Genomic DNA, 25,069 nt, shown 5'->3' on the forward strand with positions numbered 1-25,069 from the left:
TCCTACTACGGATGCCCAAGCTGGGGCGGGTTAGCCTGCGAAGTCTATCTCGGCCTTCCAGACGACAAGGGACGATGCCGCAAGCGCTGCTGGGAAGGTCACTATCAGGTTTGTTGCATCGGCGGTGATACGCGGCGCGGCTGCTTCTAAAGTATTGCCCCTCCCATCCCACCAAACCGGTATTTTATAAAGGCCGTGGGGGATAGTGACGGACGTCGCACCTGCTGTGACGCTGACTTGTCCTCTCGCCTTTTCGACAAGACCAGTGACATTACTTGCGCGGTTTGGTTGACCATTAATCTTCGCAGAAGATCCAGAAACAGCGACACTACCGCCGGTCAGGCGCGTCCCGCTAGAAGCAGCGAAATCGTATAGATAGTCTACATTTGCCGAGGATGCCTTGAAGCCAACGAAGTCGAGTACCCCTGTCGTGTTGACGTCGATCAGAGAAACACCAGCGGCACCGTCAGTGTTACCGTCTCGAGCTCCACCAAGAAACGTGGAGTCGGATGTCCCCGATCCGAGGATGATTGCCTGGGCCTTACTGGACCGGATATCGCAGGTTATAAACCCACCTGAAACAGTTGACGTCGTCTCCAACCCAACCTTGTCGGCGTAACTGTCATAGTTGATGTTAGCCTTCCTGGTGTTGTTCAGATACAAGCCGTGCTCGATAGCTGTGCGGCTGTGAAGCGCGAGGATAGTGACGCCCTGTCCACCGACAGTACCTATGTTTTCGAGAACCACATTTTTTGTGCCGCCGACCGCGAAGACTTCAGTAATGTGAATGTTCTGAGAAGCGCGCGCAACCGCAGTATCTGTCGTGACCGTACTGCTCTTGATTGTTAGAAGGTTTGGCGCACCGACGCCCATCTCACTTCCAAGCTTCAAGGTCATGCCGTGGTAACTAATGACGCCACGAAGTTCCAATCCCATGGACCCACGGTCGATTGTTTCGACGCTGACGTGAGTTACATCTGATGTGTTTTCGATGACCGCTCCGTATCTGCTCCAAGCACGATACTCATTAGAAATTGTCCCGAAAGCATTTGTTCCGGTATCGACATAATAGATCTGTCCTACCCCCTGAGCCGAACGGGTCGCCTCCGGATCTGTAATTGCCGCAGTAGAGTTGCAATATGCTCTGAATGAAATCCATTGGGTTTTAAATCCATCTGGACCGAGATTGCCAGAGTCGCTGGTAATGCGAACACATCTACCTAAATAGTTGGCGCCATATTTAAGATCGATAACGGACCCATAGGCGTTCACAAAAGCAAAAGATTCATCTGCTCCGATCGGATTTGCTACGGAATAATCCGCAGTCTGACCACCGCCGCTAACGCGACAAGTAAACTGGCCGCCGCGAGCGTTTCGGGTGGTGATTGCTCTGCCGATCCCGGCATCCGGCTTGATAGAGCCTTCGAAGACAACGGAACCGACAGACGGAATGCCGCTCAGATCACAGAGGATACCGGACGCCAAGCGATAGCTTCGGTTCCCCGGGAAGACGAGCGTCAGGTTCGAAGCGCTCTTGAACCAGTTGAAAGCGACCAGCGCGGTCGCGGCATCATCCGTCGTGCCGTCGCCCTTCACGCCGAATACTAGCGCCGACAAACGAGAGCCTACAAGGCCCCACCGCTTGCTGCCGCTATTGGATGGGTGCTCTCCAGGCTGCGCCGCCTCGATGGCTGCCATACGCCGGCATTGAACCGCACCGCCATCTCCAGCCTCATAATAGCCAAGCAGCTCGACGACATCAGCAGATTCGGGGACGTTGGCAGCGGCCAAATCCGCAACGGACTTGAACCGGACAGCGTCGGGCGCCGTGACCTGGCTCTCCAGCGTATCCAAGCGTGAATCGGCGTCGATGGCTTCCTGTGCCGCGATTCGGGCCTCAAGAGCGTCAACATCCGGAGCATAGGTCGTCGCGTGAGTGATATCCTCCCACCTGATAATCTCGATGTCAGTGACCGGCGTCACGCCATAAGTTTGGACGTAGGGCCGCACGTAACGCGCATCGGTCGGCGCGACGAGATCTATATCGTCCCCCGCCGATCGGGAGACTGTTGCGGAGACCAGCGTTCTACCCGAGCCAACCGAAAGTGAGGTCAGATCCTGGATTATCGTCAGTGGTACGGCGCTTCGATTTGCGCCCTGATCGTACCAGGCGAGCGCGCAACGTACCGCATCATTCGATGGATCGGGGGAATTGACCCGGCGCTGCACGACGAATTCGACGGCATAGACCTTTGCCGGTTCGAGGGAATAGAGCGTGCGTGTACCGATAATTGCGGGACCGGCGACCCGAAGAACGCGGCCGTTCTCGTCATACTTCTGCTCGCCTGTCGCAAGAAGCGGCAGCAATGCCGGCACACCGCCGTTGAGCGTATCGACGAAGTGCTGCGGCATATCGCCCGGACGTGCGTTGATGAGATCGTCCGCCGTGCCGATGAGGGCATAGGCGGCCTTCGAAACCGGCTTATCAGCGTCCCGGGTGTTGTCGATATTGGCGATGAGCGCCGCGAGATTGCTGACCGACACCCGCAGGGATGTCAGATCCGAATAGTCCCCCGTTCGCGTCCAGCCGGCCGGCGAGGCGACGTAGGTGAATGTGCCGCTGTTCTTGACGGTCGAGCTGGTCACGGGATCGGTATGCGATCCCGTGTCGCTCTCCGGCACTGTTCCGCGCTGCAACGCTGTGCCGACGATGACCGAAAGTTCAGTCCATGTTCTGGCATTCTTGCTGCCCAGCGTGGCCCCTTCGATCATGTCGGCAATCGCGCCGGTGCCGGCAAGCTGAGTGGCCAGATCAGCGATCGCCTGCACGGTCGTAACGCCGTCACGATTGACGAGGACCTCATCAGAGATCGGAACGCCGGTAAGATTGGTTGTTCTGACGCCTGCAATGGTCATTTATTGCCCCTATCGAATAGTGACGGTGAACGGGCCAGCCAATGGGCCGGCGACGCCGTCTGAGTTTTGAGGTTCAAGCCAGATGTAATGAATGCCGGCAGCCAGGCAGGTCGCCGTCTCCTCGAAGATCATGGCATTGTCGACCGAGCCGACGAACGCCGAAGCGGCGGCCAGAGCGAGCGTGTTGTTGCCGGCAACGGCCTGGATGCGATCGGAAAAGTTGCCGTTCGCCGACCGCGCTGTGCCGCCTTGCGTCGTGCCCCCAGTCAGCTGCGGCGTCAGTGTGCCCGCCGTGACACCGGAGAGCGTGAAGGCAATGCGGTAGTAGATGCCGACCGTCGTGGCGCGGGCCTGCGATAGGACGCTGGCTGTGCCCGACGCGTGGGTGGCGAGACCGGAAGCAATCGTCCAGCCGGTTCCCTTCGTCCAGCCGCTATCGGTGTCGAAGCCGCCATTCGTGGCAAGGTTCGAACGCGTCGTGTCGCCGATCGGCGTGCTGTAGCCCCGCGACGGCTGGACGGCGACAGGATCGCCGGCCGCGTCTGTGGCGCGGTTGATGGTCGATGACATCGACCGGTAGATCTGCACCTGGACGGTGGCAGCGTCGGCCGTGGTCGAGAACATGACAGAGCCACCGCCCAGCAGTGCGCCGACCGAGATCATGCTGCTGTCGAGAGCGAGTGGTAGAGCGGCGTCCTGGCCGCCAATCGTGACGTTGACGACGAGCGAGAAATCCCCGACGGCGCCGGCAGCGTTGAGCGCGGCTGCGCGGATCTGCACCACTTGCCCAGACGAGTAGCCTGCGATCGAGCAACCGCCATTGGCAGCCGGGAAATCGACGCTGTTCCAGGTCGTGGCGCCGTTGAGGCGGTGCTGGACACGGAACGTCACGCTAGTGACGGCCCCGCTACCGGGCGTGAGATTGACCTCCAGGCCGCCGACGACGTCGGTGCCGGATATGCCGGTTCTGATCGAGACGATCACCGGCGCTGGCGGCAGGCCGGTATCATTGCCGATTTCGTCGCCAACGCGGCCGGACCAGGGCGGCGGCACTTCGGCGTCGGTCAGCTCGTCGATGATCGGAGATGCATCGACCATCGTGTAAATGCTCGCCATGTCTTGGCCGGCTTCGACACGGGTGACGAACACCGGGAAGCTCTCCGTCAGAGCTTCCCCGAAATGAATAAGGTCACCAACCTGAGGAATGGCACCGTCGCCGGAGAGCTGCACCACCGTGGACGAGCCCGCAGCCGTCCGGAGCTGGCGAAGGACGCTGTTGCCGATCGTGTCTTCATCGTCGGCAAAGGTGCGAAAGCGGATAGCGTAGTCGTGGCCCGAGATCATTATGATCTCGTCCTCCAGTTCGATGAGCCGGCCGGTGATCGATTTCACACGGCTGGCGACCTGTGTGCGCTCCAGCACGTCAAAGCTGGCCATGACGAGATCGCCGCGCGTGGCGACCCGAGCTGGGCCATCCAGAGTGGCGGTGTGAACGTCCGGCCGATATTGCGCCTCGTACATCCGCCGCCGCGCTTCGCGCCAGATCTCGTCGGGATTGGTCTTTCCCGGTAGTTCGAGCTGCTCGGTCAGCAAGATCTCGCCCGAGTAACCCGGCCATGGAACAAGCCGCTCAGCTTGCTTGTAGTCGTTGGTCTCGTCGTAGAACTGGACGCGGAAACCGTGCGGCGCTTCGGTATAGGTCCGGACCGACTGAAAGCCCCAGCTATTGCGCGGGTTGATGTGGTCGATCACCAGCTCTTGCGGCCGGTCGATGACGACGCCCCAGCGAAGGCCGTCGTGACGTGGCGTCGCGCGGCCTGCGGCTGCGATCTCGGGGAGGATATCGCGCAGCTTGCTCTCGTCTTCCAGGACTTTGTTGTACTCAAGCCCCTTCGACGTGCAGAACACATGCCAGTCTTGGAGAACCGCCAGATCGATTTCCGAATCGGCGGCCGGTTTCGGATTGGCGGCCGACTGGAGAGCGCGACGGTAGAGCGAAGCGGGATTTCTGGTTTCTCGGACGATCCAGGACTGCGAGGCACTATCCCAATCCAGGCAGCGCCGGCTGCAGAGCGCATTGAAATTATCGAGCGCACCATTGAGCTGATAGGTCGCCTTTACGCGCACGGCCACCAATGCCAGGGGAGCCGGGAAGTTCAGGGGATATTCCGGCCGCAGAGTCTGCAGCGCCACCCATGTCGTGCGGCCTTGCGTCTGCTGGCTGGTGAATTCGTCGGTCAGGCGATTGACCTCGATGTCATACCGGGCACGCGTCGCAAAGTTCCAGGTATATTGCCGATAGAAGCCCTCGAACTTCTTGGCGGAAATGTCGAGTGTGACGACTTCGGTCCAGTCCTCTGTGCCGGTTGGCCGCTGGCGGATGCGGATCTGCACGGTGACCGACTTCTGCTTACCCTTGTCATCGACCTTGCCGAGACCGGCCGGAAGGCCGATGATTATGGAGGCTCCGGATGCATCCTCGCCGGTCGTGCGAATGATAGGGCTGTCGATCCCAGGACCGTCGATCTCGTCGCCCTGGTCGTCGCGATGCTCCGGACGTGCCAATTCCGCGCCGACGCTCTCCTCGAAGATCTGTGTCGGATAGAGCGTCACCGGTTCGTCGGTCGGCAATCCCTCGCGAACTTCCATCTCGATTTCGTCGTAGTCGCCAGTCGAGGTCTCGCCGATCCGGTATTCGGAAAAGGTCACGGGACCGTAGCCGAAGTTGAAGATCGCGCGGATGTATTGCAGGTCGCCAACGATCTCGGTGTAGGAGCCAGCAGCGAAAGGCGGCGCGTAGCGGACCTTGCCCATCAGATCAGGCACGACCCCGTCAGGGTCCATTTTGTTCTGCCATCCAGTGATCTGGTAGCTCGTATTCTTGTCGTTGCTGGTCGATGTCGGCGGGATCAGCGCATTGATGAGCAGGTTGCCGAGCACAGTGACGCCGAGCCCGACCAAGCCCGAGGCAAGGCCTTGGGAAATGCCGAGCGTGCTGGCGAGAGCCGGCGCCCATACCTGCCCGAGGGCAATGGCCGCGATCGACACAACGACAGAGAGGATCGACCGTAGAGCGCCGTTGCCGGGTATGATCCGAATGACAACATGGACGCCAGGATGTGGCCGGACACGAGCCCAATCCTCGCGCGAAATGATCACGCTGCCACGATCGGATACGAGCGCAACACGGGCATGCGCGAGGTCCTGACCCGTTGCTCGTGGCAACGCGACGCTGACGATCTCCGCTACCGTCAAGCCGGCAGGCAGCTCGATATTGACACGGGCCGAGCCGGGATCGAGGAGCGGCGCTGCGAGAACGGGTATGATGCCCATTTGAACGGTCATTGAGCCGCCCTCAAATGCATCTCGAAATGCCGATAAATACCCGTCAGGCGATGCGCCCAACGGCCGGAACTGTAATGCTCCAGGCGAGAATGATCGTCGGCCGAGGTGTGCAGCATCAGGCCGGGCGAAACGACGATTCCAACATGCGCCTCCATATGGCCACGCCTGAAAACAACAATGTCAAAGGTTGCCGCCTGGACTGTTCCCACCCAGATTTCGCTACCAGCAGCCGAGCCGATCAATGCATCCAACTCGCTCCGCTCTTCCTGCGAAGTGTACTGCTCGATATAGCTTGGCAGCTCGATACCAAGGATTTCGGCGAAAACGAGCTTTGCCAAGCCCCAGCAGTCGACGCCGGCTCGATCGCGGCCGAACGCGACATAGGGGATGCCAACGAACTCATTGCTCCAGCCCGCGTTCATCGGTGCAATCCTGGGAAGCGGTTCTTGGTCATGCGGCCGGCCGGCACATATTCCTCCTCGACGTTTTCGCGACTGAAGCTGAGGGTGACCTCGCCGGCATTGATCGTGGCCGAGGTGATCTTCAGGTTCTGATATTCAGCCTCGACCAGCGATGGAGAGGAGGCGAGAACGACGGCGATATGGATGGTCGCGAGATCCGAGAACGAACGCAGTAGCTTGGCGATATCGTTGTCGACATTCTCCAGGACGATATTGCCCTCGGCCGGCGCATCGTCGAGATCCGACGGCAGCACGGTCGAGGCAAGCACGAACAGGTATGGATCCGTGACCGTGTTCGCATCCAGCCAGGTCGAGCGGGTTCCATACATCAGCGGCTCATTCTGCAGGCGCTCGGTCGGGTCCGTCGACAGCCGCACCGGACTATCGAGCATCGAATGCTCGATGCAGAAGAGAGCGACGTAGATCTCCGACGTGTTTTGAGCGTCCTGGGCAAGACGGGCATTGAGGGAAACACGTCTCATGGCATCACCGAAACGGAGAAGGTTATCCGAAACTCGACACCCACGACGGCCTCGGCCGGCATGGTGTCGCCGAAGAGGCAGAGCCACTGCGCAGCCAGCAGGAGCGGTTGATCGTCGTTGGTCAAAAGCGGCTGTCCGTCGGCAGTAAATAGGCCCCAACCATCGGTCGTGGGATCAGGCATGTAGAATGGCAGAGAGCCCTCGGACGTCGTCGTTTCACGAAACTTATCGAATACGGCCTTGCCGTCCCGGTCGACCATGATTGACAGGGTGACGGCCTGAGCGACAGATGAATAGCGGCGACGGTAGCTCGGCGGTCCGGCGTCGTTCTGCCTCTTCAGGCGAGCGTCTTGCGGCGATTTCTGCCAGCTATCGCGGTCCGGCCGAGGAAGCGTCGTGGGCCAGGTGGGGATGGTCATCGGCGAACCCCCACGGTTTTTACGCCATATTGCTGCGCCAGGGCGCGCTGTGCTCCGCCACCCTTGGTCGTCATGGCGTCTCCGGCCTGATCGGCGATGATGAAGCGGATCTGGCGACCACCGCGCTGATCGGTTGACTGTTCAGTCCTGACCGAAGCTGACGAGTAGTTATGTGTCTCGATCTTGACGTCGCCGCCGCCAGCCGACGCGTTGCCGCCGTAGTTGCGCGGCACGGCCTGGTTGACACTGAGGGTCACCGGAACCGAGCGGCCGTCCGGAAGCGGGATCGCAGCCTCCGGACCAGCCTCGGCGAAGATCGAGGGCTGATTGGCAACGCCGCCGGCTGCGAACAGACCGCCGTTGCCGCTGGCGACAGCGGCGCGTGCCTGGGCTGAGCCCGCAAGGATCGAACTCGAGCTTGGTGTGAAGAGGTTTGATATCCACCCGAACAGTCCGCCGCTGCTGCTTCCGGACGCGGAAGGTGCTGCTGGAAATAGACCGGTCAGCGATTGGCCGATCTGACCAAGGCCGGTTCCGAATCCCACGAGGTTCTGCGTTGTGGCGGCGGTCGTGTCACCGAGCTTTCCAAGTGCGGTATTGAACTTGGCAACATAGCCGCTACCGGTCGTGCCAAGAATATCCGCGGCGCCTGCGCCCTGCGACTGCGGCCGGCCGGTAAACCAGACGCTGGCCGCGTCGTTCGCGTTACCGTACTTCGCGAGCGACTTGCCAAAGAAGCGATTGAAGACGCTGTCCTGCGCCTTCGGATCCGCCAGGAATTGCGACGGAGAGAGCGACTGGCCCAGGGTCTCCTTGGTCCAGCTCGGGATATTAGCGCCCATGACCTGATAGGCGCCGTAAGCCCTGTCCCCGCTCTTCGTCAGGGGACCAAGGGCATTGTAGCCGCCGCTGCCGGCGCTCTCGACCGAACGGATCGCAGCAGCATATTTGCCGATATCGCCGACAGCCATATTGCTGTTGGCAGCGGCAGCACCACCGCCAAGCAGGCTGCTGACGCCACCGCTGACGCCGCCGTTGACCATGACCGTGCCGGCTGTGACCGTCATCGCCGCGACGGACTTACCGCCCATTGCGGAAGCGACCATCGAGGCTGGATCATCCTTCTTACCGCCGAATAGACGGCTGGCTATCCCACCGATCCCACCGACGTCGGAAATCGTGCCGTAGTCAGTCCCGAGTAGAGAGTTCTTCAGCGGATTGGAGACGGCAAGGGTGAGCGCGGTTTTCTGGATATCCTTCGAGATGCTGTCGAGCGCATCGCCGAACTTGCCATTGGCCAGACCTTCGACTGCGCTGTCGATTGCACCTTCCGACGTCTTCTGCACCTCGCCCCAGGCATCGGATTGCTTCTTGATCTGGGTATTGAGGTCGGCGACGGCGGAAGCCTTGGCGCGGATCTTCTGCGCCTGGTCGCTATCGCTGTTGATGCCGAGCGTCCGGATTTTCTGCTCGGCGTCCAGGAGTGCGTTCGCCTTTGCCTGGACGGTCGAGTTTTCCCCGATCAACCGCTGCTGCAGCCGGAGCTTTTCGAGCTGCTCATCCTGCGATCGGAGATAGTCGTTGGCGGACGCTTCTTTCTCGGCGGCGGCAAGGCCGGCATAGCCCGACCGGAGATCCGCCAATACCTTGTTCAGACGAACCTTAGCATCGCCCTCGGCCGTGGCGGCGGCGATGATCAGCGGCCGGAGCTGCAGTTCCTCCTGGAGGGCGCGCTGCGCATCATCCGTCGTGATCGTGCCAGCGGCAACCTGTGCATTCAACCGATTGCGGATATCGATCTCAGCCCGCATATCGGACGCCTGGGCGGCGTTGCTGCCAATCGTCTCCTCGATCACCTGGTTGCGGGCGCGCTCTGCTTGCGCGGCGGCCTCGCCGGCATTCACCTCCTGGAGGGTGAGCTGCAGCCGCTCGCGGCGCTGGGTGAGATCGGCACGGGTGACCGGATTACGCTCATTCTGGATCTGGATGTCCAGCCGATCGATCTGGGTAAGCGTCGCCTGCTTGTTGATCAGCCCATCGAGAGCCGCGCGCTTTGCCACCAATGCGTCGTTGATCTGCCGTTGCTGATCGAGGCTCAGACCCGGTGCGCTCGCACCCTTTTCCAGCGCGGCAATCTGATCCTGCAACTGCTGTGTCTGAAGCCGGTTAGAATTGGCAGGCGACTGTGCGGCGATGCCGGTGGCAGTCGCGCCGGCTGCTCGCTTCTCGGCATCGAGCCGATCCTGTTCCGCTTTCCTATTACGCTCCTGGAGTTCGGCTGAACGCCTGTCAAAATCCTTTTGCGCCGCATCGACGTCCGCTTGCGCTGGGTTGTAGTCCGGCCGACCGGTAAAAGCCCGACCAATCCGTGTGGCCAGGCTATTCGCTGTCCGATCGCGCGTCCGCTTTTCTTCTTCTAGCCTCTTGCGAGACTCCTCAACTTGTTCATCCAGTGACGGCCCAGAGAATTGCCGGTCGGTTACCCGGCCGAGCCAGTCGTAGGCATTGCTGGCACCGGAAGCCACGGTATTCCATGCTCTGCCGAGCGCTGTCGTTGCCTCGGTGGCATGGGCAAGACGACCAGGGAGGGCATCGAGCAGGACCGATTGTGCTTCGGAAAGCTTGTTCTGGTTGGCGAGCCGCGTCGCATAGTCGGCCGTCGCACCATCGATCAGCCCGTATTGACGATAAAGCACCTGCGCGGCTTTGGCCGGATCGGAGAACATCTCGGCAAGCGCAGGGCCGGCCTGATCGGCCGTGATTCCGATCGTCGCCGCGAAATCCGATGAATTGGCGATCAGCCGCTCAAAATTCTCCGAACCGATCTTGCCGGTCGAAAGGAACTGCGCCTCCATGGAGCGGGCGGACTTGACGGTGATATTCGCCGTAGCAGCACCAGCCTGGGCAGCGGCTTCCATGGAACCGGCGCTGCCGGCGACGGCGCGGCCGAGGCCAGCCGCAGCGGTCTCAACGGGCTTGATCGAGTTGAGGTAGCTGTTCCAGGCAGCACCCGCTACCGCCACGGCGCCGATCGTCCCGCCGATCGCCACGTTGGTGACCGTGAACACACTGCCGAGCAGCTTGACGGCATTGCTGACGCCACCGACCGCCTGCACGGCCTGCGGACCTTGCTGCAGAAACACCTGGAGCGGCGGCATGCCCAGCGCCAGCGACTGAACGGTATCATTCGTCTGGAAGGCGAGCTGCTTCAGCTCATTCGACGATAGCTTGATCGCATTGTTATGGCCTAGAACGGCCGAGGCGGCGCGCGTGGCCGATTCCGCCTGCTGATCATAGCTCTTCTTCGCCTTCGCCAGCGCGACGGTGCTGTCATCGGCGCTGATGACGTTCGCCTTCTGCAGCTCCTGAATATCGGCAAGCGCCTTTTCATAATCGCGCTGTGCGGCATAGAGCGGCAGATAGGCGACCTTCAGCCTTTCGAGATCGGCGGGCGTCTGCTCTCCAGGTCCCGACTGCGGTGACCTTGGCTGACCACCTGGCTGCCGTGGCGGCGTGCTGCCACCGGACGGGCTGGATGGGGCTGCCGGGTTCGGCCTGGTGGTCGACGGCGCCGATGGCGTCGGCTTGCTGGCCTGATCGCGGACTTCCTTTTCGGCTTGTGCCTGGTCGCGCAGCGCATCGGCCGTCTTCTTGGCGGCTGCAGCTTCCCGATCCAGCGCGGCCGAGTGCTTGTCGAGCGCCTGGGAGGCCTGATCGGCTGCGGTCGCGGCCTGCTCCAGGCCCTCTTTCGTCTCGCGCGTCGCTTCCTTGGCGGACTTGTTGTCGCCGGTAATGAGGAGCGAAAATCTGAGCTGGTTGGGTGTCGTCATTCGCCCACCTCGACAAAGGTGGCGATTGCTTCCTTCTCCATCACCTGCAGATCGGCAAAGACGCTGTCAGGGTAGCCATGGCGGCGCAGGACGATATCGACAGCGACATAGTTGAGGCCGATCCACACGAGGCTGGCAAAGGTGCCCACGACATTCCATTGCGTTCCGCACGCCATGAACGCCGCCAAGCTTTGCCAGTTGCTCTGGAACACTTCGAAACTACCCTCTTCGCTGATGTCGTCTGTTGCTATTCGGTGACCAAGCTCCGCGAACTCTTTCGCGGTCTCCTGGTCGATCGCTACCGGCTGGCGCGGGTCGGACTTGCCGAGGCGGGCAAGAGCCCAGGCCCGCGCCGCCGCCTTCAGTTTCCCAGGCGGGCTTTTTCGCCGGAAAGGCTTTCCTGGTAAGCGGCGAACACACCGCGTCGGAACCAGACCTGCTTCAGGGAGCCGTCAAAGTTTTCCGGGGTGAATGGAACGGGTGTGACCTCGTCCTCCTCGACAATATCCGACCAGTTCTTGCAGATGGCGCGAAGGTGATCGAATTCGGCCGCCGAATACTCAGCCACGGTCTTGGCCGTGTCATAGGCCTTCTGGCGTTCCTCGGCGGCGTCGCTGCCTTCCGGCTCGAACTGCATCTTGAACGTCTGTTCAAGAAAATCGCCGGCTTTGTCCGGATCTGGATTCGGCAGCCGGACAGTGACCGGCCACCAGTATTTATGAGAAGTGGAACGCACGAAATTCATGATGGCTTCCTTGGTGCTTTAAAGAGGGTTTGAAGGGATGAGATCGCCGCCTAACGGACGACGATCTCCAGTTCATCGTTGCCCAGGACCGGAACGGAGCTGAGAGACAGCGAATAGTTGATGATGCCGTCCGTCTGCCCCTCGGTCGGTCGGCCTATTTCGACAGCGGGCTGGTTGATCTCGACGATGTTGCCGTCCGTCACGCCATGCTGAAGTGCGAGGGGACCGCGTGCGCGGCTGATGGCCTTGGCGAACCAATCCACCGTTGCGAGCGACCGGGCCTCGACGACGGCGGTGCCCGTGACGCTGCGATCGCTGATGATCACAACCTCGTCGCCGATCAGGAAGCGCGGCGTAACAGTATTGCCGAGATCGAAGGACAGGCTTTCAGCAACCGAAGACCAGCCATGAAGCGACATGGTGGTATTGGCTTTCGAGACAGCCACCGGCGTCATGAACTTGGTGACATCCACGGTCGGCATTGCCGCGTCCGTGATCGTGCCGAGCAGGCCCGTCATGGTGAACTGGAACTTGCCGATCTGCTTTGGCACGACATTGCCGGTGACGGTACCACGCGCACCAAGCAGCACATGCTTCACGCCGTCATTGACGAAGTACAGAGAGCCGCTTTCGAAGCCACTCGAAACCGGCAGGTAGGTGACAGACGTATCCGCCACGATCGTCTCGGACAGGCCGCAGGCACGAAGCAGCGAGCCGTAGCCCGGAACGTCGCCGGGAGTTCCGGCGCCAGCGATCTCGATCGATCCCTGCAGCGTCGCATAAAGCCCGGTGGTAATGATGCCCTGATTGCCAAGCCAGGGAAGCAGCAGGTCGCGGGAAACGTCCGTGCCGGCAAGCGGCGTGAAGGTGACGTCGGTCATCAGCAGCGCGTCGGTCGCGCCGGCCGGAACAGGGTCCGTGCCGTAGGTGGTCTCGATCTTGAAAAGGATCGCCTTCTTTCGATAGAAGCGCTGTCCGGCCATGTTACTTGCCTTTCTTCGGGTTGTCGGCGCCAGCAGGAGCGGCCGGAGTTTCAGTGAGTGTTTCGGTCACGATGTCGATCGGCGGATCGACCGGTTCGCCGCCGCCGATCGGCGTGAGGCCGGATACGGACTTCACGGAAACCGCGCCGCTATCCGGCAGCTCGGTCGCCACCTCGTCCTTCGTCAGGACGCCCGTCTTGGGATCGCGGTAGTAACGGCCGCCGGATGACGGATGCTCTGTCATGGGGTGCTGTCCTCTTCCTGGTAGTAAGCGGTGGCGAAGATGTCCTGGAACCAGACCGTGCCGCTGCGGGCGCGCAGGATCGAGCCGCTGACGTGCTCGACAGGATCGCAGCGCTCGTTCGGAACAAAGCCGATGAAATTGCGTCGAACGAACTTCTTCAGCTCGGTCAGATCGTCGGTGACGGCTTGGCCGAGCGGATCGGACATGTTTTCGCAAATGATGATCACGCCGACGTCGGCCTGTGTGCGCTGGAGCACCGGACCCGCCATTCGGCTGTTCGGTTCGGAAGCATCTTCCAACGGAATGACGAAGGCGGCCGGCATGGTGACGGGCCGGTCTTTCACCTGGGCGAGCGCGGTGGCGCCGGCGACCAGACGAAACGGAGTATCGGGCGCGGTGCGCAAGCGAGCCTGCATCTCGGGGATCATCGCGCGTCCTCCCCGAGATAATGATCTTCGATGATCGCCGCGATCTCAGTACGATCGGCGTCATCGATGCCGAGATAGGGACGGCCCGGTATCTTGATCTCATGCGCGCCGACGGTGACGTCACGCGCGAAATTGGATCGTCCCCTGGTCCGGAATGTCTGATCCAGAGTGTCGGTCTTGGCGTCATAGTTCTGGTAGATCGTCTGCTGGCGTTCGGGCATCGCGATCGTGCCGCCGAGATGCTGAATGGCCGCATAGATGACGTTGGTGCCGACGGCGATACCTTCGTCGTCGGCCTCATAGACGATGCTCTGCTCCAGGCGGCGGCTGACGCGCAGGATATTGGCGTAGCCGCGTGGGCGACCCTTTATGCGACGTGCGGCCGTGCGCGGCTTCAGGCGCTGCCAAGGCTTGCCATCCGGACCGGTCTCCCGCTCGAAGCGGCGCTGGGTCGAAGTGACGAGGTACGCGCCGATCGCATTGTTCGCGTCCGACAGGGAGCCGTTGGCCGCGTCGAGCTTTTCCAGGCCGGCAATGATCTGGTCTTCACGGACCTCGAGTCGAATTCCCTTGTCAGTCATCACGCGTTCCTCAGGCTGTCGCGGCTGAAGACACGCGACGGTGCTTTCATCTGCACCTGGCCTCCACCGGCCTGTGCCGGCGCAACACCTTCCGCGTCGATCGTGATCAATCCCTTCGAGACGTTCGTCAGCCAGGTGATGGCGTCCGCATAGGCTCGTTGGACCGCATCGTCCTTCTCGGCGGATTTGCCGTAGAGGAAGTATCGGGAGATATCGGCCGACATCTTCGTCAGGATCGGCGGCACGACCGAAAGCGGCAGTCGGTAGAGCTTGCCGAGGTAGCCATCGATGAGCGCTGCGGCATCCGACAGGGCGCGATCGACCGGCACGTCGTCGATCAACGACGGCGGCATGTTCGCCTTATCGGTCAACTGGATCAGCTCCAGCTCCGTAAAACGGTCGATCAGGTCCTGTTTGGTGCAGTAGGTCACGATGGCGTTTCCCCGATCAGACGATTTCGGCGAAGAGTTCGGGATCCCCGAGGATCGCCTCGACCTGGTCGGGGTTCATGCCATAGAGCAGGTGATCGGTCGGCTCGGCCGAGTGGGCGATGCCGCCGCGTCGAAAGCCATGCTGGCGTGCCGTCACGCGAAGGTGCGGATTGCCGCCCTCTGCATTTTTCTGCCACTTGGTCATGGCGGCAGTGATCAGCGGGTACCGTGCCGCGAATTCATCGAGCTGCTCCTCGCCGATCGGCAGATATGTGCCATGCTCGGCGGCGATTGCCTCGAACGCGGACTTGAGTGCGGGGATGGCCGAATTGCCATCCCCGCCCGCAGCCTCGCTCTCGGGAGTATTGATCCCGTCAGGCGCTTTGTTGCCTGCCGGTTCGGATGTCTTGCTGGAATTGTTGGATCTCGATGCCATGATGCTTCCTCTCGGTTCTCAAGACAGCGCCGCACAAAGGGCGGCGTTGGCTGGAAAACCGCCAGCCGGGTGGGAATACACCCGGCTGGCGCGCTCAACCTGGCTGAGCCATCAATTCAGCCAGGGAACAACCAGGACCTCGGCGGTACCGAACCATTCGTTGGTGCCGCCATCGGGGTTGAGCTGATTGCCGATCAGACGACGCGCAGCACCTTCGAGCGTCGAAGGAACGACCAGTAGCTTCGGCTGGATCGCCAACGGCTGGCCGTAATCCGCTTTCATGCTGCTGAGTGCGACACGCGCGGCCTCGTAATGCGTGGCGTCGAGCGGCTGCTTCGAACCCCAGGCCATCTGCCAGAAGCCGAACCCGGCCGAGCAGCGGCCATCGAGGCCGTACCGGTATTCCTTCTTGTCGAAGACGTTCTGATCGTCCTCCTTGTCCATCCGGACGAGGTTGGTGAACGGCTTGCGAGACTGGAAGATGATCGGCTTCAGGGGCTGGGATACGTCCATGAGGAACCATGCCGTACCGCTGCCGCCGTCTGTGTTGGCGACGGAGACGGTGTTGCCGGCCGCATCGAGAACCGGATGATCCACGTCGAAGAAAAACTGGCCGTCGTAGCATTTGCTAGTGAAGCCGTTTTTGAGCAACGCCCAGATGAGCGTATCGGGGAAGTTTGTCGCCGTCGCCCCGAGCTGCTGGAACATCGGCGCATAGATGCCGAGATTGTCGTCATCGAAGTCGTCGCGATTGACGCCGATCGTGTTCTCGTAGGACTTGTTCTTCAGCGTGTAGCCATGGCTTGCGAGGCCGTTGACGACGCGATCGCCGATCCACTCGCGGAAGCCCGGAAACTGACCGAGCCAGCCATATTCCTGTTCCTTCGTGGTCGATGGAACAGTTGTTGCGATCCGGCCATACATGCTGGTTGTCGTGGCAAGACCGGCCTGGAAGGCCGCATTGAAGCCAATGAAGGCCGATCGAAGGGAAGTCGTATTAATGATCATGAACCGGTCCTCAGAAGAACTGGACCCACACACCCTGAGTGTCGACGTCAAAGACCTTGCCGGCGACAGAGCGAGTGTTGGTTCCGTTGGTTTTTGCGACCGTCTGGTCATCGACGCCGTAGCAATCGGACCCGATATCGGCCTGGGTGATGGCGTCCGTGGAAGCCGAATTGTTGAAGCGAAAGACGCCACGGCGGATTTCGGCGACAAGATCACCGGCAGCACCGCTCGTATTGTCGACGGGCTTTTCGACCCGACCAACGCCCTTGAGATTGAGGGCGGTGGACATCGGCACTGCCGTGCCGGCCGCATTGATGGCACCCATGGCGCCGGCATGGAGAACAGCGCCAGCCGCAGCAGGGATGCCACGCGTATCGCCGGAGCGCTCGGGCGTCGGACGATCAACAGTCAGGGCAGTCATGCGTCACCGCCTTTCTTGGCCTTGAGGAATTGCTCGCGTGTCAGGCCCAGCTGGGTCATGACGGCGATGTCCGTGTCGTCGAGGTCCGCGACGACCGTGGCCGCCGTGGTGGTGGTCCGCTGGGTTGCGGTCAGCACGGGGGCCTTGGCAACGAAAGCCTCGAACTCGGTGGGATTGGCCGTGTGCAGAGCCAAGCCCCAATCCTTCAGGGCCGGCGCGAGCTTGCCGTCGGTAATGGCCTTGTCGACGGCTTCAGCGGCCTTGTCGGTCTGAACCGACTGCTTCAGCGCGGTCAGGTCCGCCTGCATGGCGGTGACCTGTTCGATCGGCACATACTTGGCCGGATCGATCGTGCCGGTGCGAGCCGACTGGACGGCGACGGTGATGTCGCCGACCTTTGCACCAGCGGAGAGGCCGGCTGCGGTTGCGATCTTGTTGAGATCGGTGCGCATGGCGGTTACGGTGGTGGCGACGTCGCCGGGCTTGGCCGCCTTGTCGAGACCGGCAGCAGTCGCGATCGCGGCCGAGCCGGTCAAGACTGCATTGATGGCGGTGAGGACGTCATCCTCACTCGCCCCCTGGGCAAGGCCCAGGGCAAGCGCAATCTTGTCCATGTTTTCTTCCTGGTTGGTGAGGTGTGCACTGGCCGCGACTGCGGGCAGGTCGAGATTCGGCGTGTTGGTCAGCGCAGCCGAAAGCAACGCGGTAACCTTGCCGGATTTGGTGTGCTGGTAGACCGGAGAAACGTAGCGATACTCTTTCCTTGCGATCGCTCGCGCGGCCGGTACGGTCCAATCGATCCGGCCCCAAAGGCCATCGGGTCGGACCTGGTATTCCTTGATCCAGCCTGACGCGGGAGCGCGGCCACCGACGCCGGGCACAGCCGAGAAGACGGTCTGATGATCGTAGTCGAAGACGACATCCGTCTTACCGGCGCGCTTCTGTGTCGCGGCAACTACCTTCTGTAGGTATGCCTCGTCGCCAGCATCATACGGTCCGCGACCGTCACGTCCGGAGAAGGCGCCTGTCGGAAGCAGCATGACCCATTCGGGAATCTTGCCGTCGACGATCGGCGGCAGCTCGACGGAATGTGCGGCAACCAGGGCCGGAAAATTTGATTTGATGGCGGTGTTCATGAGGGGCACATTGCCCGACACCGGAAGGCTCAACTATTCACAAGCATATTGCGACCAAAGTCGCTTAGCTCGACGCTAGCGCCGGTGAAGACATACCACGGGCCGGAAAGCAATCAAGCTTCGTTTTTGAAGTGGTTTTGAAGGCCGCTGGCGCGTTTTCGGGGCGCGCGCGGCCCATCGCCCCACAAACGCTCCCTGCGGCGCTCCTGTGGCCGTCTGTTGCGGCCGAGGGTTGGGAGTGGTAAATTGATTTCGTGATCGCCATGACAGCCGGGAAATCGCACGTCCGGTTGGGTGTTTGCCGAAAGGCACATCACTCTTACGGGGAAAGTGGCGTACCCCCTTGGCGATCACAGTTTCCCCATAGCAGATCGTAGAAGCTTGCCGCGAACTGATGCGTGTCGACGACGCCGGCCGTTCGGATCGAATTGGTGATGATCGTCGCCGGCTTGCCACCGGGCGGCCGCGCCTTCTCCGCAAAGTCCATTCGAACGACGATCTTGCCGCTGCGGCCATCGCCTGGATCAAAGACATAGATCAGTGCTCCATTGCGGTTGTCTCTGAGGACGGCTTGGGGATTGGCCAGGATCTCGGGTAGCCGTCGCAGCATGCCGGCCGAGGCACCGGCGTTGTTCCCGGCTTTGAAATCCCGAAGCATATGCCCGACCGTGCTCTGGGTGAGCGTGATCGCGCCGCTGTCCGGAGTTATGCTTCGTTCAGCGAGGCTGTCGAGCACATCTCGATTGAGCGCGCCGGCCACAACCATCGACGGATCGCTGCGGCCGCCCTCGGAAGCCTGATCGAACCAATCGGCGAATTCCTTCGCCGATGGTTTCAGCAGCCAGTCCGGGACGGTGTCGTACGCGGCTGCAAGTTCTGGCGGCGCGGTAATCAGCTTCTCGGCTGCCGGCAATGCCTGGTGTCCGGTCTTGCCGGGATTATGGCCCCAGCCAGGATCGATGCCGTCGGGCACCCTGATGATCTCGCCCGTGCGCTTGTTGACGAAGTTTCGAAAGGTGTCAGCCGGCGGCTCAAACTTAAGCACGTCGCGCATCTGGTCGACGTCACGTTGCGACAGGCTCTGCAGGGTGCAGCGGCAATTCCAGCCGCAAGGCGGTGCCCAGCTGTCCCAATAGGGATCGTCAACGGGAAGGCAGAGATTATGCCGGGCACGATGCGATGGCCGTGTGCGCTCGTCCAGGATGGCGACATAGCGCAGAAAGGGCCGTGCCCTCTTGTTGCGCTGGAAGTTCGCCCAATGACCGGCCGCGTAGGAGACGCGCATGTTCGTGTCGAAGATCGTCTGCAGGCGACGGGCCGAGCCGAGCTGCGCCACGACCTTGTCGCCGGTCAGCGGATCCGTGACGATCTGGCGGCCCCACCATCCCTTCGCCTGAAGAACCGGCGTCAGATCCTTGGCGAAGTCGCGAAACGTCGTGCCGTTTTGAAGGGCGTTTAAAAGCCCGTCATGAATGTCTTGAAGGATGTCGAAGCCGGCCGACTTGGCGACGGTGAACATCGAGGCGTGCTCATCACCAAAGGCGTCCTGCCATGAAAAAGAAGGATCGAGCCTCTGGCCTCGCGACCGCAGCGCCCTGATCGCTTCAGCCGGCGCCAGCGGTTTGATGATGGCCTCGGTCAATTACAGATCCTCGCCACTCTCGCCCGCCAGCCGCGCGTTGAACGCCAAGCGGGCAAGAAGATCGGCCAACGCAGCCGTATCCATATTCTCGAAATGATCGGCGAGGATCCGCCGCGCATCCTCGATCGACCCGGCCTCTGCCAGCTTGTCGCCAAGCCCGTCGATCATCGGCCCGACCAGCGGCTCATAGCCATTGTCATCCAGGGCGGAAGAAACCGCGCGGTCGACGGCATCGAGGCGGGCTTGCGTGGCGGCAGTCATGGCCGCCATCTGTGCCGCCAGGTCGTTGGGTATCTGCCCCACTTGACCGCCAACAGCAGCTGGCGCTGGGGCTTGCGATGCCTGGAGCAGTTCCTCATCCTTGCCGGGTTCCGGCAGGCCGATCTTGTCGCGCATCGTCGACATGCCGACCTTCAGACCGAGCGGCACGAGCGCGACGACATTTTTTATCAGCGCCGTAACGTCCTCTTCGTCCGGCAGGCCGATCTTGATTTTCGGATAGGCCTTCCGAGGCCCGCGATTGAGATCGACCAGCGGCCGGACCAGATCGCGGTTGAGCGTTGCGGCAAGCTGGCGAGCATCCGCCACCTTGATGTCGTCGCGCACGCCGTCATGCACCTTGCCGACCGCATAGGTTCCGCTCTGCGCGTCGGTGGTCGACGTCTGACCGAGCACAAGCTTGGATGTCTGCTTGTCCAGGAATTCGAGCCGGGATTCATAGAGATCATGCGACCCGGAGATATCGGCCTTCACGAAGTCGATGATCATTGAGGACGGAATGATTGCGGCGAAGTCGACGCCGATATTGGCGACCGCCTGCAGGAGGACATCCTTTTGCTCCGGCGTCGCATCCGGACCGAACTTGCCGACGCGCAGCGGCTGGCCATAGGCTTCGCAGAACACCGCCCAATCCTTCATGGTGAAGGACTTGAAGAGATAGGTCCATGCGACGGCGCGCGCGAGGCCACCGCGAATGGTCAGGCCGGATTTGACCTTGGCGCGATGAACGATCCAGCCGTAGGGCTTCAACGGTTCGTCGCCATTCTCTCCCCGCAGAAGCAGAGTTTTAAGGTCGTTGCGGTCGAAGTTGAAGAAGCGCGGATCGTTCCATTCCAGCCGGTCAGGCATCCATTGACCTTCGGACGTATCCCAAATGATCTCGGTCGCCGAGAAGCTCTTCCCGAGCGCATCGAGCATGTCGATCAGCTCATCCTGGAAGCAATCACGATCGATCACAGCCCGAACGAGATCGGCGGCGGCAACATCTTCCGGATCGTCCGAAGCGGCGACGACACTGATGTCCAGGCCGGCGACTTGGCGCTTTCTGGTGGAGAGCACCGCCGCATAATGATTGTCGCGCTCCTCCATGTCCTCGGCAAGCTCAAGATAGGCTTGCGGATCTCCGTCGATCGACTCGCGCAATATGCGGCCGAGCTTGGCAGGTGTGAGGTTGTTGGCCTGATGCTGACCGAATGGCTGGCGAACGCCGCGCGTGGTCGGGCCACCTTGCTCCTGGGTAAGTTGGGCGCGCTGGATCGGCCGGCCGTATTGATCGAGAATGGTCGGGGCGATGGCCATCAGTAATACCCTCGTTTGCGGCGCAAGCTGCCCATGCGGAAGGGCTTATCGTCGCTGCCAGCTGTTTCGGAAAAGCGATCGGGCTTCGGTGGCGCGGGGGTATAGGCATATTCGTGCCATTCCATCCGGCTGGCGTAGTGCGCCAGCGCCAGGGCGATCGCGTAGTCGCCGTGGCGCTTCTTGTTACCTTCTCCTGTCCGGGCATCCGGAATCATCGGAATTCCGCGGATGACTTTGACGAGGCGCAGATCGCCGAGATGATCGGCATTCTTCGACAGCGAGATCGCATCGTCTTCGAAGGCCACCTTCAGCGGCGGCATGTTCAGCCGATACCATTCCTGCGAAAACTTGATCGCATGGACGAGGCCGGCCGGATGATCGTTGTCGCGCAGGCCGAACAAGCGGCCCATATCTTCAGCGACGATCCAGCCCATACCGGTAGCATCGAAAGCAGCTCCAACCAGGCGCGGCGCTGCTTCCAGGATCATACGGACGATCATCTTCTGCTCGTCGCCAGGAACACCGCGCAGCTCGATTGTCAGAGCACTTTCGCGGCGCAGAGTCTTGTCGATCGACAGCAGCTTGCCGACCGACAAATCCGCGACGCGAGCAAAGTCGAAGCCGAAGGCATGTATGCGCAAAGGGTCGAGCGTCGCCAGGGCGGCTTTAAGCTCTTCCAGGAACGGAGCAAGCAGGCTCTGGCGCTTCAGCTCCGGCAGATGAAGGAAGTCCTGAGGCAGATCGAGAGACAACACCGGCGCATCGGACGTCATACGCGCTTCAATCAGAGGACCGGGCAACCAAGCGCCGGTGCCCATCGTCGGGACACAGAACAGCTCTTCATCGGCGCCATCACCGTAAAACTTGATGATGTCCTCTCGCCAATCGGCCTCGGCTTCTGGCGTCCATTCCTTGCCAGTAACAAGGCAGATGCGCTGATAGAGACCTTGCTCCAGCGCTTCGTCGAAATCGATATGCAGATAGTCGTAACCCGATCGCCCGGAGAGGATGTCCTGGATCTGCAGATTGAATTCGTTCTCGGCTCCATTGTGGGTCGAGCAGACAACGACCTGTCCGCCCCACATAAGGAAGGCTAGAGCTGCCTTCAAAAGCTCTTTGAGATTGTCGACGAATGCGGCCTCGTCGATCATCACGACGCCCTGCTTGCCGCGCAACGATCGCGGAGCCGAGGACAGGCCGATGATTTCGAAGCCGGAAGCAAAGCGAATGCGGAACGCCTGGATTGAACGGGTGCCTTCGTCGTCGCTGTCGTCGAAGAGGAATTCGTCCATCTGCATGGCAGCGCTGGAAAAGGCGCGGGCCCACATGGCGCAAGCGTCGATGAACTCGCGCGTCATCTCCTGCGAATAGGAGATATACATCACGTCCATGCCACCCGCCGATTTGGCACGCGCTGCGCGCAGCACCGCATAGGAGGCAAAACCCCATGTCAGACCGATACGTCGGCTCTTTTCGATGAACAGCACGCGACAGGCGGTGCTTTCGAGGAGCGCGATGGTTTTGGCCTGGTAGGTCAACAGCGCGCGCCGTTGACCTACCTTCTGGACCAAGTCGATAACAGCGTCAGTCGATTGGCGGCGGATCTCGGCCCATTGCTCTTTGGAAAGAGGCGCGGTCATCAGCCCTTGGCCTCAGTCGATGTAATTGTGACAGTGCCATGCATGGTCTTACGCGCGTGGATCGTATCAATGATCTCGCCTGAGCGCAGGACGACATCTGCGAGCAACGGTTTGCCAGCCTCATCGTTGAGGTAGTAGGTCACAAATCCTAAATCGCCAGAGCGGGCCTCGTAGACTTGTTCAATGATTTCGCCGTCCAGGCGGATGACGGGAGGTTTATCGAAGAAAAGTCGCCAGAAGTTCGTGTCATTCCGGTTTGCGCTGATCCTGACGTCACGGTCTATTTTCAGCTCGATTGGCTTCATTTTGTCACTCCCAAAATGCGATCGAGGATCTCTTCCGCGCCCTCGTCGGAAATGCCGCGCGTCTTGGCGACCGCCTTGACGGCCTCGGTGGCCTTGGCTTCGAACTCGGCCTGTGCCTTCTGACGCGTGGAGAGCGAGACGCTCTGGGCCTGGGTCGCGCTCCGGAGTGCGTTGGCGAGCGCCATTGCACCCTTAGGATCAATGCCGGCTTCACCGCCGACCGTCAGGATCTCGAAGATGAGAGTCTTGAGAGCTTCTGCCGCAATGAGTGTCAGATCATCCGAGGCCTGAGCATCGAACTTCTCAGCGAGCGTGGTGGCGATCTCGCGTGTTTGATTGAGGCGGGACGACAAGGTCGCGAGCCTTAGGGAATAGCGGTTAAAGGCCGAGAAGCTTGGGATGGCGAAGTCGATCTCGCCATGATGCTCTCTCAGTAGACCTTCAAGCTTCCCGTGAAACTCCTCGTAAATGCCCGTCTGGGTCCGATCACGGTTCTGTAGCTCGGAAGCCGCCCAGGCGACGATCGGCGCACATTCCTCGGGAAGTAGCTCAATGCCGGAGAGCCGGCTGCGGCCGATCCCCATCTCACACCTCTGGCGAAGGACGATTGACACCTTCGATCAAGCTGCGGCGCTCGACATGATCCACCCCGGCGCGGGTGATGGAAGCAATCAGCACCGTGCCGGCCTCGGCAAGAGCGACCGCGCCGAGTTCATGGAGCTTGCGGAGCTGGGTGCGAACCCAATCGCGCGAACGGTTGTGGCCGAACGTCTCCAGTAGCGCGGTCAACATGATTTCATTCAGTCGGCCGTCGAGCTGACCATTCAAACCGCGAAGGATGATAAGACGCGCGTCACGCGCTGCATGCTCTTCAAAGCTGATATGGAGCTGGCTCACTTCGCTTCTTCCCTCAGATAATCGTCAATGCGGTGGACGGTACGCGACACGCTCGCCAAGGTTTCGGTCAGCGTGCCGACAGTGCCTTTCATGTCGGCCATGGCGAGCCTGATATCGTTGACCATGTCCTTACTCGGCATGTGCTTCATTTCTCCCTCGACGGTCTGGATGCGGCGATCGTGGTCGATCAGCTTCTTCTCGATGGCGTCGAGCTTCTTGGCGTTTGCAGCCTCGCCGCTACCGAAGAAGGTTTTCAGGTGCCCGAGGATCGCGATCACTGACAGGATCGCGGCCGACCAAATGGCAAAATTATTGATATCCATCAGCGGCCCTTCATCTGACGCTCGTAGAGACCTTGGCATTTGATGCAGCGGCGCGCGGATGGGCAGGCGGCACGCCGATCGGCGGGTATTTCTGCGGGACAGTCCTGGCAATAGATCGTGCCCTGGCTGCGTAGCGCACGGGAGGCCGCAGCAATCTGCGCCTCCCGCTCTTCCTCAGCTCGCTGGTCGGCGAGGTCGAAATTGACAGATCCAGAGTTCACGGCGACGCCTGGGCTGCGGCCGGGGCCGTGGTGGTGGCCGACGCTTCCCCGATCAGCGGCGTCGCCAAGGCCGTCCAACTGGCGATGGTCGGCACCTTGGAAAGGATGATCTGCTTCAGCGCCTGCTCGGTGACGCCGAGAGCCTTGATCGTGTCGGGATTGTTCGACTGAACATAGGCGATCGCATCGGCGAGCACCTCCGGCGACGGCGTCAGCGAAGGCGGCAGGCCGAGTTTCGCGAAGGCATATTTCAAGGCGTTCTCGGCACAGAAGTGGAGAGCGTCCCGCAGCTGGCCCTCGACCTTGAGGCGGGTGGCCTGATCGGTAATGCCGAGCAAGGCGACGATCTTGCTGATCAGCCAACCAACGACGGCGGCGATCGCCGCGTAGACGACATCGACCACATGTGAAAGCACCAGGTCGAGAAGGCCGGAGCTGGTGGCCACCGGCGTTGCATCCTGGGCATAGACGCAAATCGCGCCAATCAGCAGGAAGGAGGCGGCAGCTACCAGTAGGCCGAGGAGATGCCAGGGAAAGATGTCGGCCAAATCGGCGCCGAGCAGGCGGTATCTGGAAGTTCTCATGTCACGGGTTCCT

General features: G+C 61.1%; 26 protein-coding genes. All 26 read right to left on the bottom strand.

The genetic code is table 11. From position 1 onward, the window contains the following. Positions 1 to 30: 30 nt before the first annotated feature. The 26 genes from HB780_RS05355 to HB780_RS05480 all read right to left on the bottom strand — a co-directional run bounded on the left by HB780_RS05355 (position 31) and on the right by HB780_RS05480 (position 25,056). Positions 31 to 2,916, bottom strand: a complete 2,886-nt coding sequence (locus HB780_RS05355; protein WP_183689008.1) for a hypothetical protein — start codon at positions 2,914 to 2,916, stop codon at positions 31 to 33. 9 nt (positions 2,917 to 2,925) lie between these two features. Continuing rightward, complete coding sequence (gpJ, locus tag HB780_RS05360) at positions 2,926 to 6,261, bottom strand: TipJ family phage tail tip protein (protein WP_286202973.1); 3,336 nt, start codon at positions 6,259 to 6,261, stop codon at positions 2,926 to 2,928. Continuing rightward, a complete protein-coding gene (locus HB780_RS05365) occupies positions 6,258 to 6,683 on the bottom strand; it encodes a C40 family peptidase (protein WP_183689009.1) in 426 nt (141 codons plus the stop codon). The genes gpJ and HB780_RS05365 overlap by 4 nt, the downstream gene beginning before the upstream one ends. Then, the gene (locus HB780_RS05370) at positions 6,680 to 7,204 is read right to left on the bottom strand and encodes a hypothetical protein (protein ID WP_183689010.1); all 525 of its coding nucleotides are present in this window, start codon (positions 7,202 to 7,204) and stop codon (positions 6,680 to 6,682) included. The genes HB780_RS05365 and HB780_RS05370 overlap by 4 nt, the downstream gene beginning before the upstream one ends. Then, positions 7,201 to 7,623, bottom strand: coding sequence for a hypothetical protein (locus HB780_RS05375; protein ID WP_183689011.1), 423 nt, complete (start codon positions 7,621 to 7,623; stop codon positions 7,201 to 7,203). Before HB780_RS05375 ends, HB780_RS05370 begins: the two co-directional genes overlap by 4 nt. Continuing rightward, complete coding sequence (locus HB780_RS05380; RefSeq protein WP_183689012.1) at positions 7,620 to 11,453, bottom strand: phage tail length tape measure family protein; 3,834 nt, start codon at positions 11,451 to 11,453, stop codon at positions 7,620 to 7,622. Before HB780_RS05380 ends, HB780_RS05375 begins: the two co-directional genes overlap by 4 nt. Continuing rightward, positions 11,450 to 11,665 carry a DUF1799 domain-containing protein gene (locus tag HB780_RS32910; protein ID WP_286202974.1) on the bottom strand — a complete coding sequence of 72 codons (216 nt, stop codon included), beginning with the start codon at positions 11,663 to 11,665 and terminating at the stop codon, positions 11,450 to 11,452. Before HB780_RS32910 ends, HB780_RS05380 begins: the two co-directional genes overlap by 4 nt. A gap of 149 nt (positions 11,666 to 11,814) precedes the next feature. Then, positions 11,815 to 12,198 carry a hypothetical protein gene (locus HB780_RS05390; protein WP_183689013.1) on the bottom strand — a complete coding sequence of 128 codons (384 nt, stop codon included), beginning with the start codon at positions 12,196 to 12,198 and terminating at the stop codon, positions 11,815 to 11,817. A gap of 50 nt (positions 12,199 to 12,248) precedes the next feature. Then, positions 12,249 to 13,181 (bottom strand): phage tail tube protein, encoded by a 933-nt coding sequence (locus tag HB780_RS05395; RefSeq protein WP_183689014.1) that lies wholly within the window; start codon positions 13,179 to 13,181, stop codon positions 12,249 to 12,251. Between the two features lies 1 nt (position 13,182). Next, entirely contained in the window at positions 13,183 to 13,425 is a 243-nt protein-coding gene (locus tag HB780_RS05400; protein ID WP_183689015.1) for a hypothetical protein, read from the bottom strand. Then, complete coding sequence (locus HB780_RS05405; protein ID WP_183689016.1) at positions 13,422 to 13,853, bottom strand: phage tail terminator protein; 432 nt, start codon at positions 13,851 to 13,853, stop codon at positions 13,422 to 13,424. Before HB780_RS05405 ends, HB780_RS05400 begins: the two co-directional genes overlap by 4 nt. Next, positions 13,850 to 14,434, bottom strand: a complete 585-nt coding sequence (locus tag HB780_RS05410) for a phage virion morphogenesis protein (protein WP_183689017.1) — start codon at positions 14,432 to 14,434, stop codon at positions 13,850 to 13,852. The genes HB780_RS05405 and HB780_RS05410 overlap by 4 nt, the downstream gene beginning before the upstream one ends. Continuing rightward, positions 14,434 to 14,865 (bottom strand): gp436 family protein, encoded by a 432-nt coding sequence (locus HB780_RS05415; RefSeq protein WP_183689018.1) that lies wholly within the window; start codon positions 14,863 to 14,865, stop codon positions 14,434 to 14,436. Before HB780_RS05415 ends, HB780_RS05410 begins: the two co-directional genes overlap by 1 nt. A 16-nt stretch (positions 14,866 to 14,881) precedes the next feature. Further along, positions 14,882 to 15,301: a hypothetical protein gene (locus HB780_RS05420; RefSeq protein ID WP_183689019.1), complete on the bottom strand. Its 420-nt coding sequence runs from the start codon at positions 15,299 to 15,301 to the stop codon at positions 14,882 to 14,884. A gap of 111 nt (positions 15,302 to 15,412) precedes the next feature. Further along, positions 15,413 to 16,309, bottom strand: a complete 897-nt coding sequence (locus HB780_RS05425) for a Mu-like prophage major head subunit gpT family protein (protein WP_183689020.1) — start codon at positions 16,307 to 16,309, stop codon at positions 15,413 to 15,415. A 10-nt stretch (positions 16,310 to 16,319) separates the two neighbouring features. Further along, a complete protein-coding gene (locus HB780_RS05430; RefSeq protein ID WP_183689021.1) occupies positions 16,320 to 16,730 on the bottom strand; it encodes a hypothetical protein in 411 nt (136 codons plus the stop codon). After that, positions 16,727 to 17,866 (bottom strand): phage protease, encoded by a 1,140-nt coding sequence (locus tag HB780_RS05435; protein WP_183689022.1) that lies wholly within the window; start codon positions 17,864 to 17,866, stop codon positions 16,727 to 16,729. The genes HB780_RS05430 and HB780_RS05435 overlap by 4 nt, the downstream gene beginning before the upstream one ends. A 319-nt stretch (positions 17,867 to 18,185) precedes the next feature. Beyond that, positions 18,186 to 19,508 (bottom strand): phage minor head protein, encoded by a 1,323-nt coding sequence (locus HB780_RS05440; RefSeq protein WP_183689023.1) that lies wholly within the window; start codon positions 19,506 to 19,508, stop codon positions 18,186 to 18,188. Next, a complete protein-coding gene (locus tag HB780_RS05445; protein ID WP_183689024.1) occupies positions 19,509 to 21,086 on the bottom strand; it encodes a DUF935 domain-containing protein in 1,578 nt (525 codons plus the stop codon). It abuts the gene before it with no gap. After that, a complete protein-coding gene (locus HB780_RS05450; protein WP_183689025.1) occupies positions 21,086 to 22,726 on the bottom strand; it encodes a terminase large subunit domain-containing protein in 1,641 nt (546 codons plus the stop codon). Before HB780_RS05450 ends, HB780_RS05445 begins: the two co-directional genes overlap by 1 nt. Further along, entirely contained in the window at positions 22,726 to 23,031 is a 306-nt protein-coding gene (locus tag HB780_RS05455) for a hypothetical protein (RefSeq protein ID WP_183689026.1), read from the bottom strand. Before HB780_RS05455 ends, HB780_RS05450 begins: the two co-directional genes overlap by 1 nt. After that, positions 23,028 to 23,615: a DUF3486 family protein gene (locus HB780_RS05460; protein ID WP_183689027.1), complete on the bottom strand. Its 588-nt coding sequence runs from the start codon at positions 23,613 to 23,615 to the stop codon at positions 23,028 to 23,030. The genes HB780_RS05455 and HB780_RS05460 overlap by 4 nt, the downstream gene beginning before the upstream one ends. Position 23,616: 1 nt before the next feature. After that, positions 23,617 to 23,928, bottom strand: coding sequence for a VpaChn25_0724 family phage protein (locus tag HB780_RS05465; protein WP_286202975.1), 312 nt, complete (start codon positions 23,926 to 23,928; stop codon positions 23,617 to 23,619). After that, positions 23,925 to 24,251: a DUF2730 family protein gene (locus HB780_RS05470; RefSeq protein ID WP_183689028.1), complete on the bottom strand. Its 327-nt coding sequence runs from the start codon at positions 24,249 to 24,251 to the stop codon at positions 23,925 to 23,927. The genes HB780_RS05465 and HB780_RS05470 overlap by 4 nt, the downstream gene beginning before the upstream one ends. Further along, a complete protein-coding gene (locus tag HB780_RS05475; protein WP_183689029.1) occupies positions 24,251 to 24,472 on the bottom strand; it encodes a TraR/DksA C4-type zinc finger protein in 222 nt (73 codons plus the stop codon). The genes HB780_RS05470 and HB780_RS05475 overlap by 1 nt, the downstream gene beginning before the upstream one ends. Then, entirely contained in the window at positions 24,469 to 25,056 is a 588-nt protein-coding gene (locus HB780_RS05480; protein ID WP_183689030.1) for a hypothetical protein, read from the bottom strand. Before HB780_RS05480 ends, HB780_RS05475 begins: the two co-directional genes overlap by 4 nt. Positions 25,057 to 25,069: the final 13 nt, after the last annotated feature.

This window comes from Rhizobium lusitanum (assembly GCF_014189535.1).
Classification (GTDB): domain Bacteria; phylum Pseudomonadota; class Alphaproteobacteria; order Rhizobiales; family Rhizobiaceae; genus Rhizobium; species Rhizobium lusitanum_C.

What these genes read in the sequence shown, in the direction of transcription:
- HB780_RS05390 (WP_183689013.1), bottom strand. Translation starts at nt 12,198, where the DNA reads ATGAATTTCGTGCGTTCCACTTCTCATAAATACTGGTGGCCGGTCACT.
- HB780_RS05400 (WP_183689015.1), bottom strand. Translation starts at nt 13,425, where the DNA reads ATGACAGAGCATCCGTCATCCGGCGGCCGTTACTACCGCGATCCCAAG.
- HB780_RS05395 (WP_183689014.1), bottom strand. Translation starts at nt 13,181, where the DNA reads ATGGCCGGACAGCGCTTCTATCGAAAGAAGGCGATCCTTTTCAAGATC.
- HB780_RS05380 (WP_183689012.1), bottom strand. Translation starts at nt 11,453, where the DNA reads ATGACGACACCCAACCAGCTCAGATTTTCGCTCCTCATTACCGGCGAC.
- HB780_RS05370 (WP_183689010.1), bottom strand. Translation starts at nt 7,204, where the DNA reads ATGAGACGTGTTTCCCTCAATGCCCGTCTTGCCCAGGACGCTCAAAAC.
- HB780_RS05425 (WP_183689020.1), bottom strand. Translation starts at nt 16,309, where the DNA reads ATGATCATTAATACGACTTCCCTTCGATCGGCCTTCATTGGCTTCAAT.
- HB780_RS05355 (WP_183689008.1), bottom strand. Translation starts at nt 2,916, where the DNA reads ATGACCATTGCAGGCGTCAGAACAACCAATCTTACCGGCGTTCCGATC.
- HB780_RS05455 (WP_183689026.1), bottom strand. Translation starts at nt 23,031, where the DNA reads ATGAAGCCAATCGAGCTGAAAATAGACCGTGACGTCAGGATCAGCGCA.
- gpJ (WP_286202973.1), bottom strand. Translation starts at nt 6,261, where the DNA reads ATGACCGTTCAAATGGGCATCATACCCGTTCTCGCAGCGCCGCTCCTC.
- HB780_RS05480 (WP_183689030.1), bottom strand. Translation starts at nt 25,056, where the DNA reads ATGAGAACTTCCAGATACCGCCTGCTCGGCGCCGATTTGGCCGACATC.
- HB780_RS05375 (WP_183689011.1), bottom strand. Translation starts at nt 7,623, where the DNA reads ATGACCATCCCCACCTGGCCCACGACGCTTCCTCGGCCGGACCGCGAT.
- HB780_RS05470 (WP_183689028.1), bottom strand. Translation starts at nt 24,251, where the DNA reads ATGGATATCAATAATTTTGCCATTTGGTCGGCCGCGATCCTGTCAGTG.
- HB780_RS05450 (WP_183689025.1), bottom strand. Translation starts at nt 22,726, where the DNA reads ATGACCGCGCCTCTTTCCAAAGAGCAATGGGCCGAGATCCGCCGCCAA.
- HB780_RS05445 (WP_183689024.1), bottom strand. Translation starts at nt 21,086, where the DNA reads ATGGCCATCGCCCCGACCATTCTCGATCAATACGGCCGGCCGATCCAG.
- HB780_RS05365 (WP_183689009.1), bottom strand. Translation starts at nt 6,683, where the DNA reads ATGAACGCGGGCTGGAGCAATGAGTTCGTTGGCATCCCCTATGTCGCG.
- HB780_RS05460 (WP_183689027.1), bottom strand. Translation starts at nt 23,615, where the DNA reads ATGGGGATCGGCCGCAGCCGGCTCTCCGGCATTGAGCTACTTCCCGAG.
- HB780_RS05430 (WP_183689021.1), bottom strand. Translation starts at nt 16,730, where the DNA reads ATGACTGCCCTGACTGTTGATCGTCCGACGCCCGAGCGCTCCGGCGAT.
- HB780_RS05405 (WP_183689016.1), bottom strand. Translation starts at nt 13,853, where the DNA reads ATGATCCCCGAGATGCAGGCTCGCTTGCGCACCGCGCCCGATACTCCG.
- HB780_RS05420 (WP_183689019.1), bottom strand. Translation starts at nt 15,301, where the DNA reads ATGGCATCGAGATCCAACAATTCCAGCAAGACATCCGAACCGGCAGGC.
- HB780_RS05435 (WP_183689022.1), bottom strand. Translation starts at nt 17,866, where the DNA reads ATGAACACCGCCATCAAATCAAATTTTCCGGCCCTGGTTGCCGCACAT.
- HB780_RS05410 (WP_183689017.1), bottom strand. Translation starts at nt 14,434, where the DNA reads ATGACTGACAAGGGAATTCGACTCGAGGTCCGTGAAGACCAGATCATT.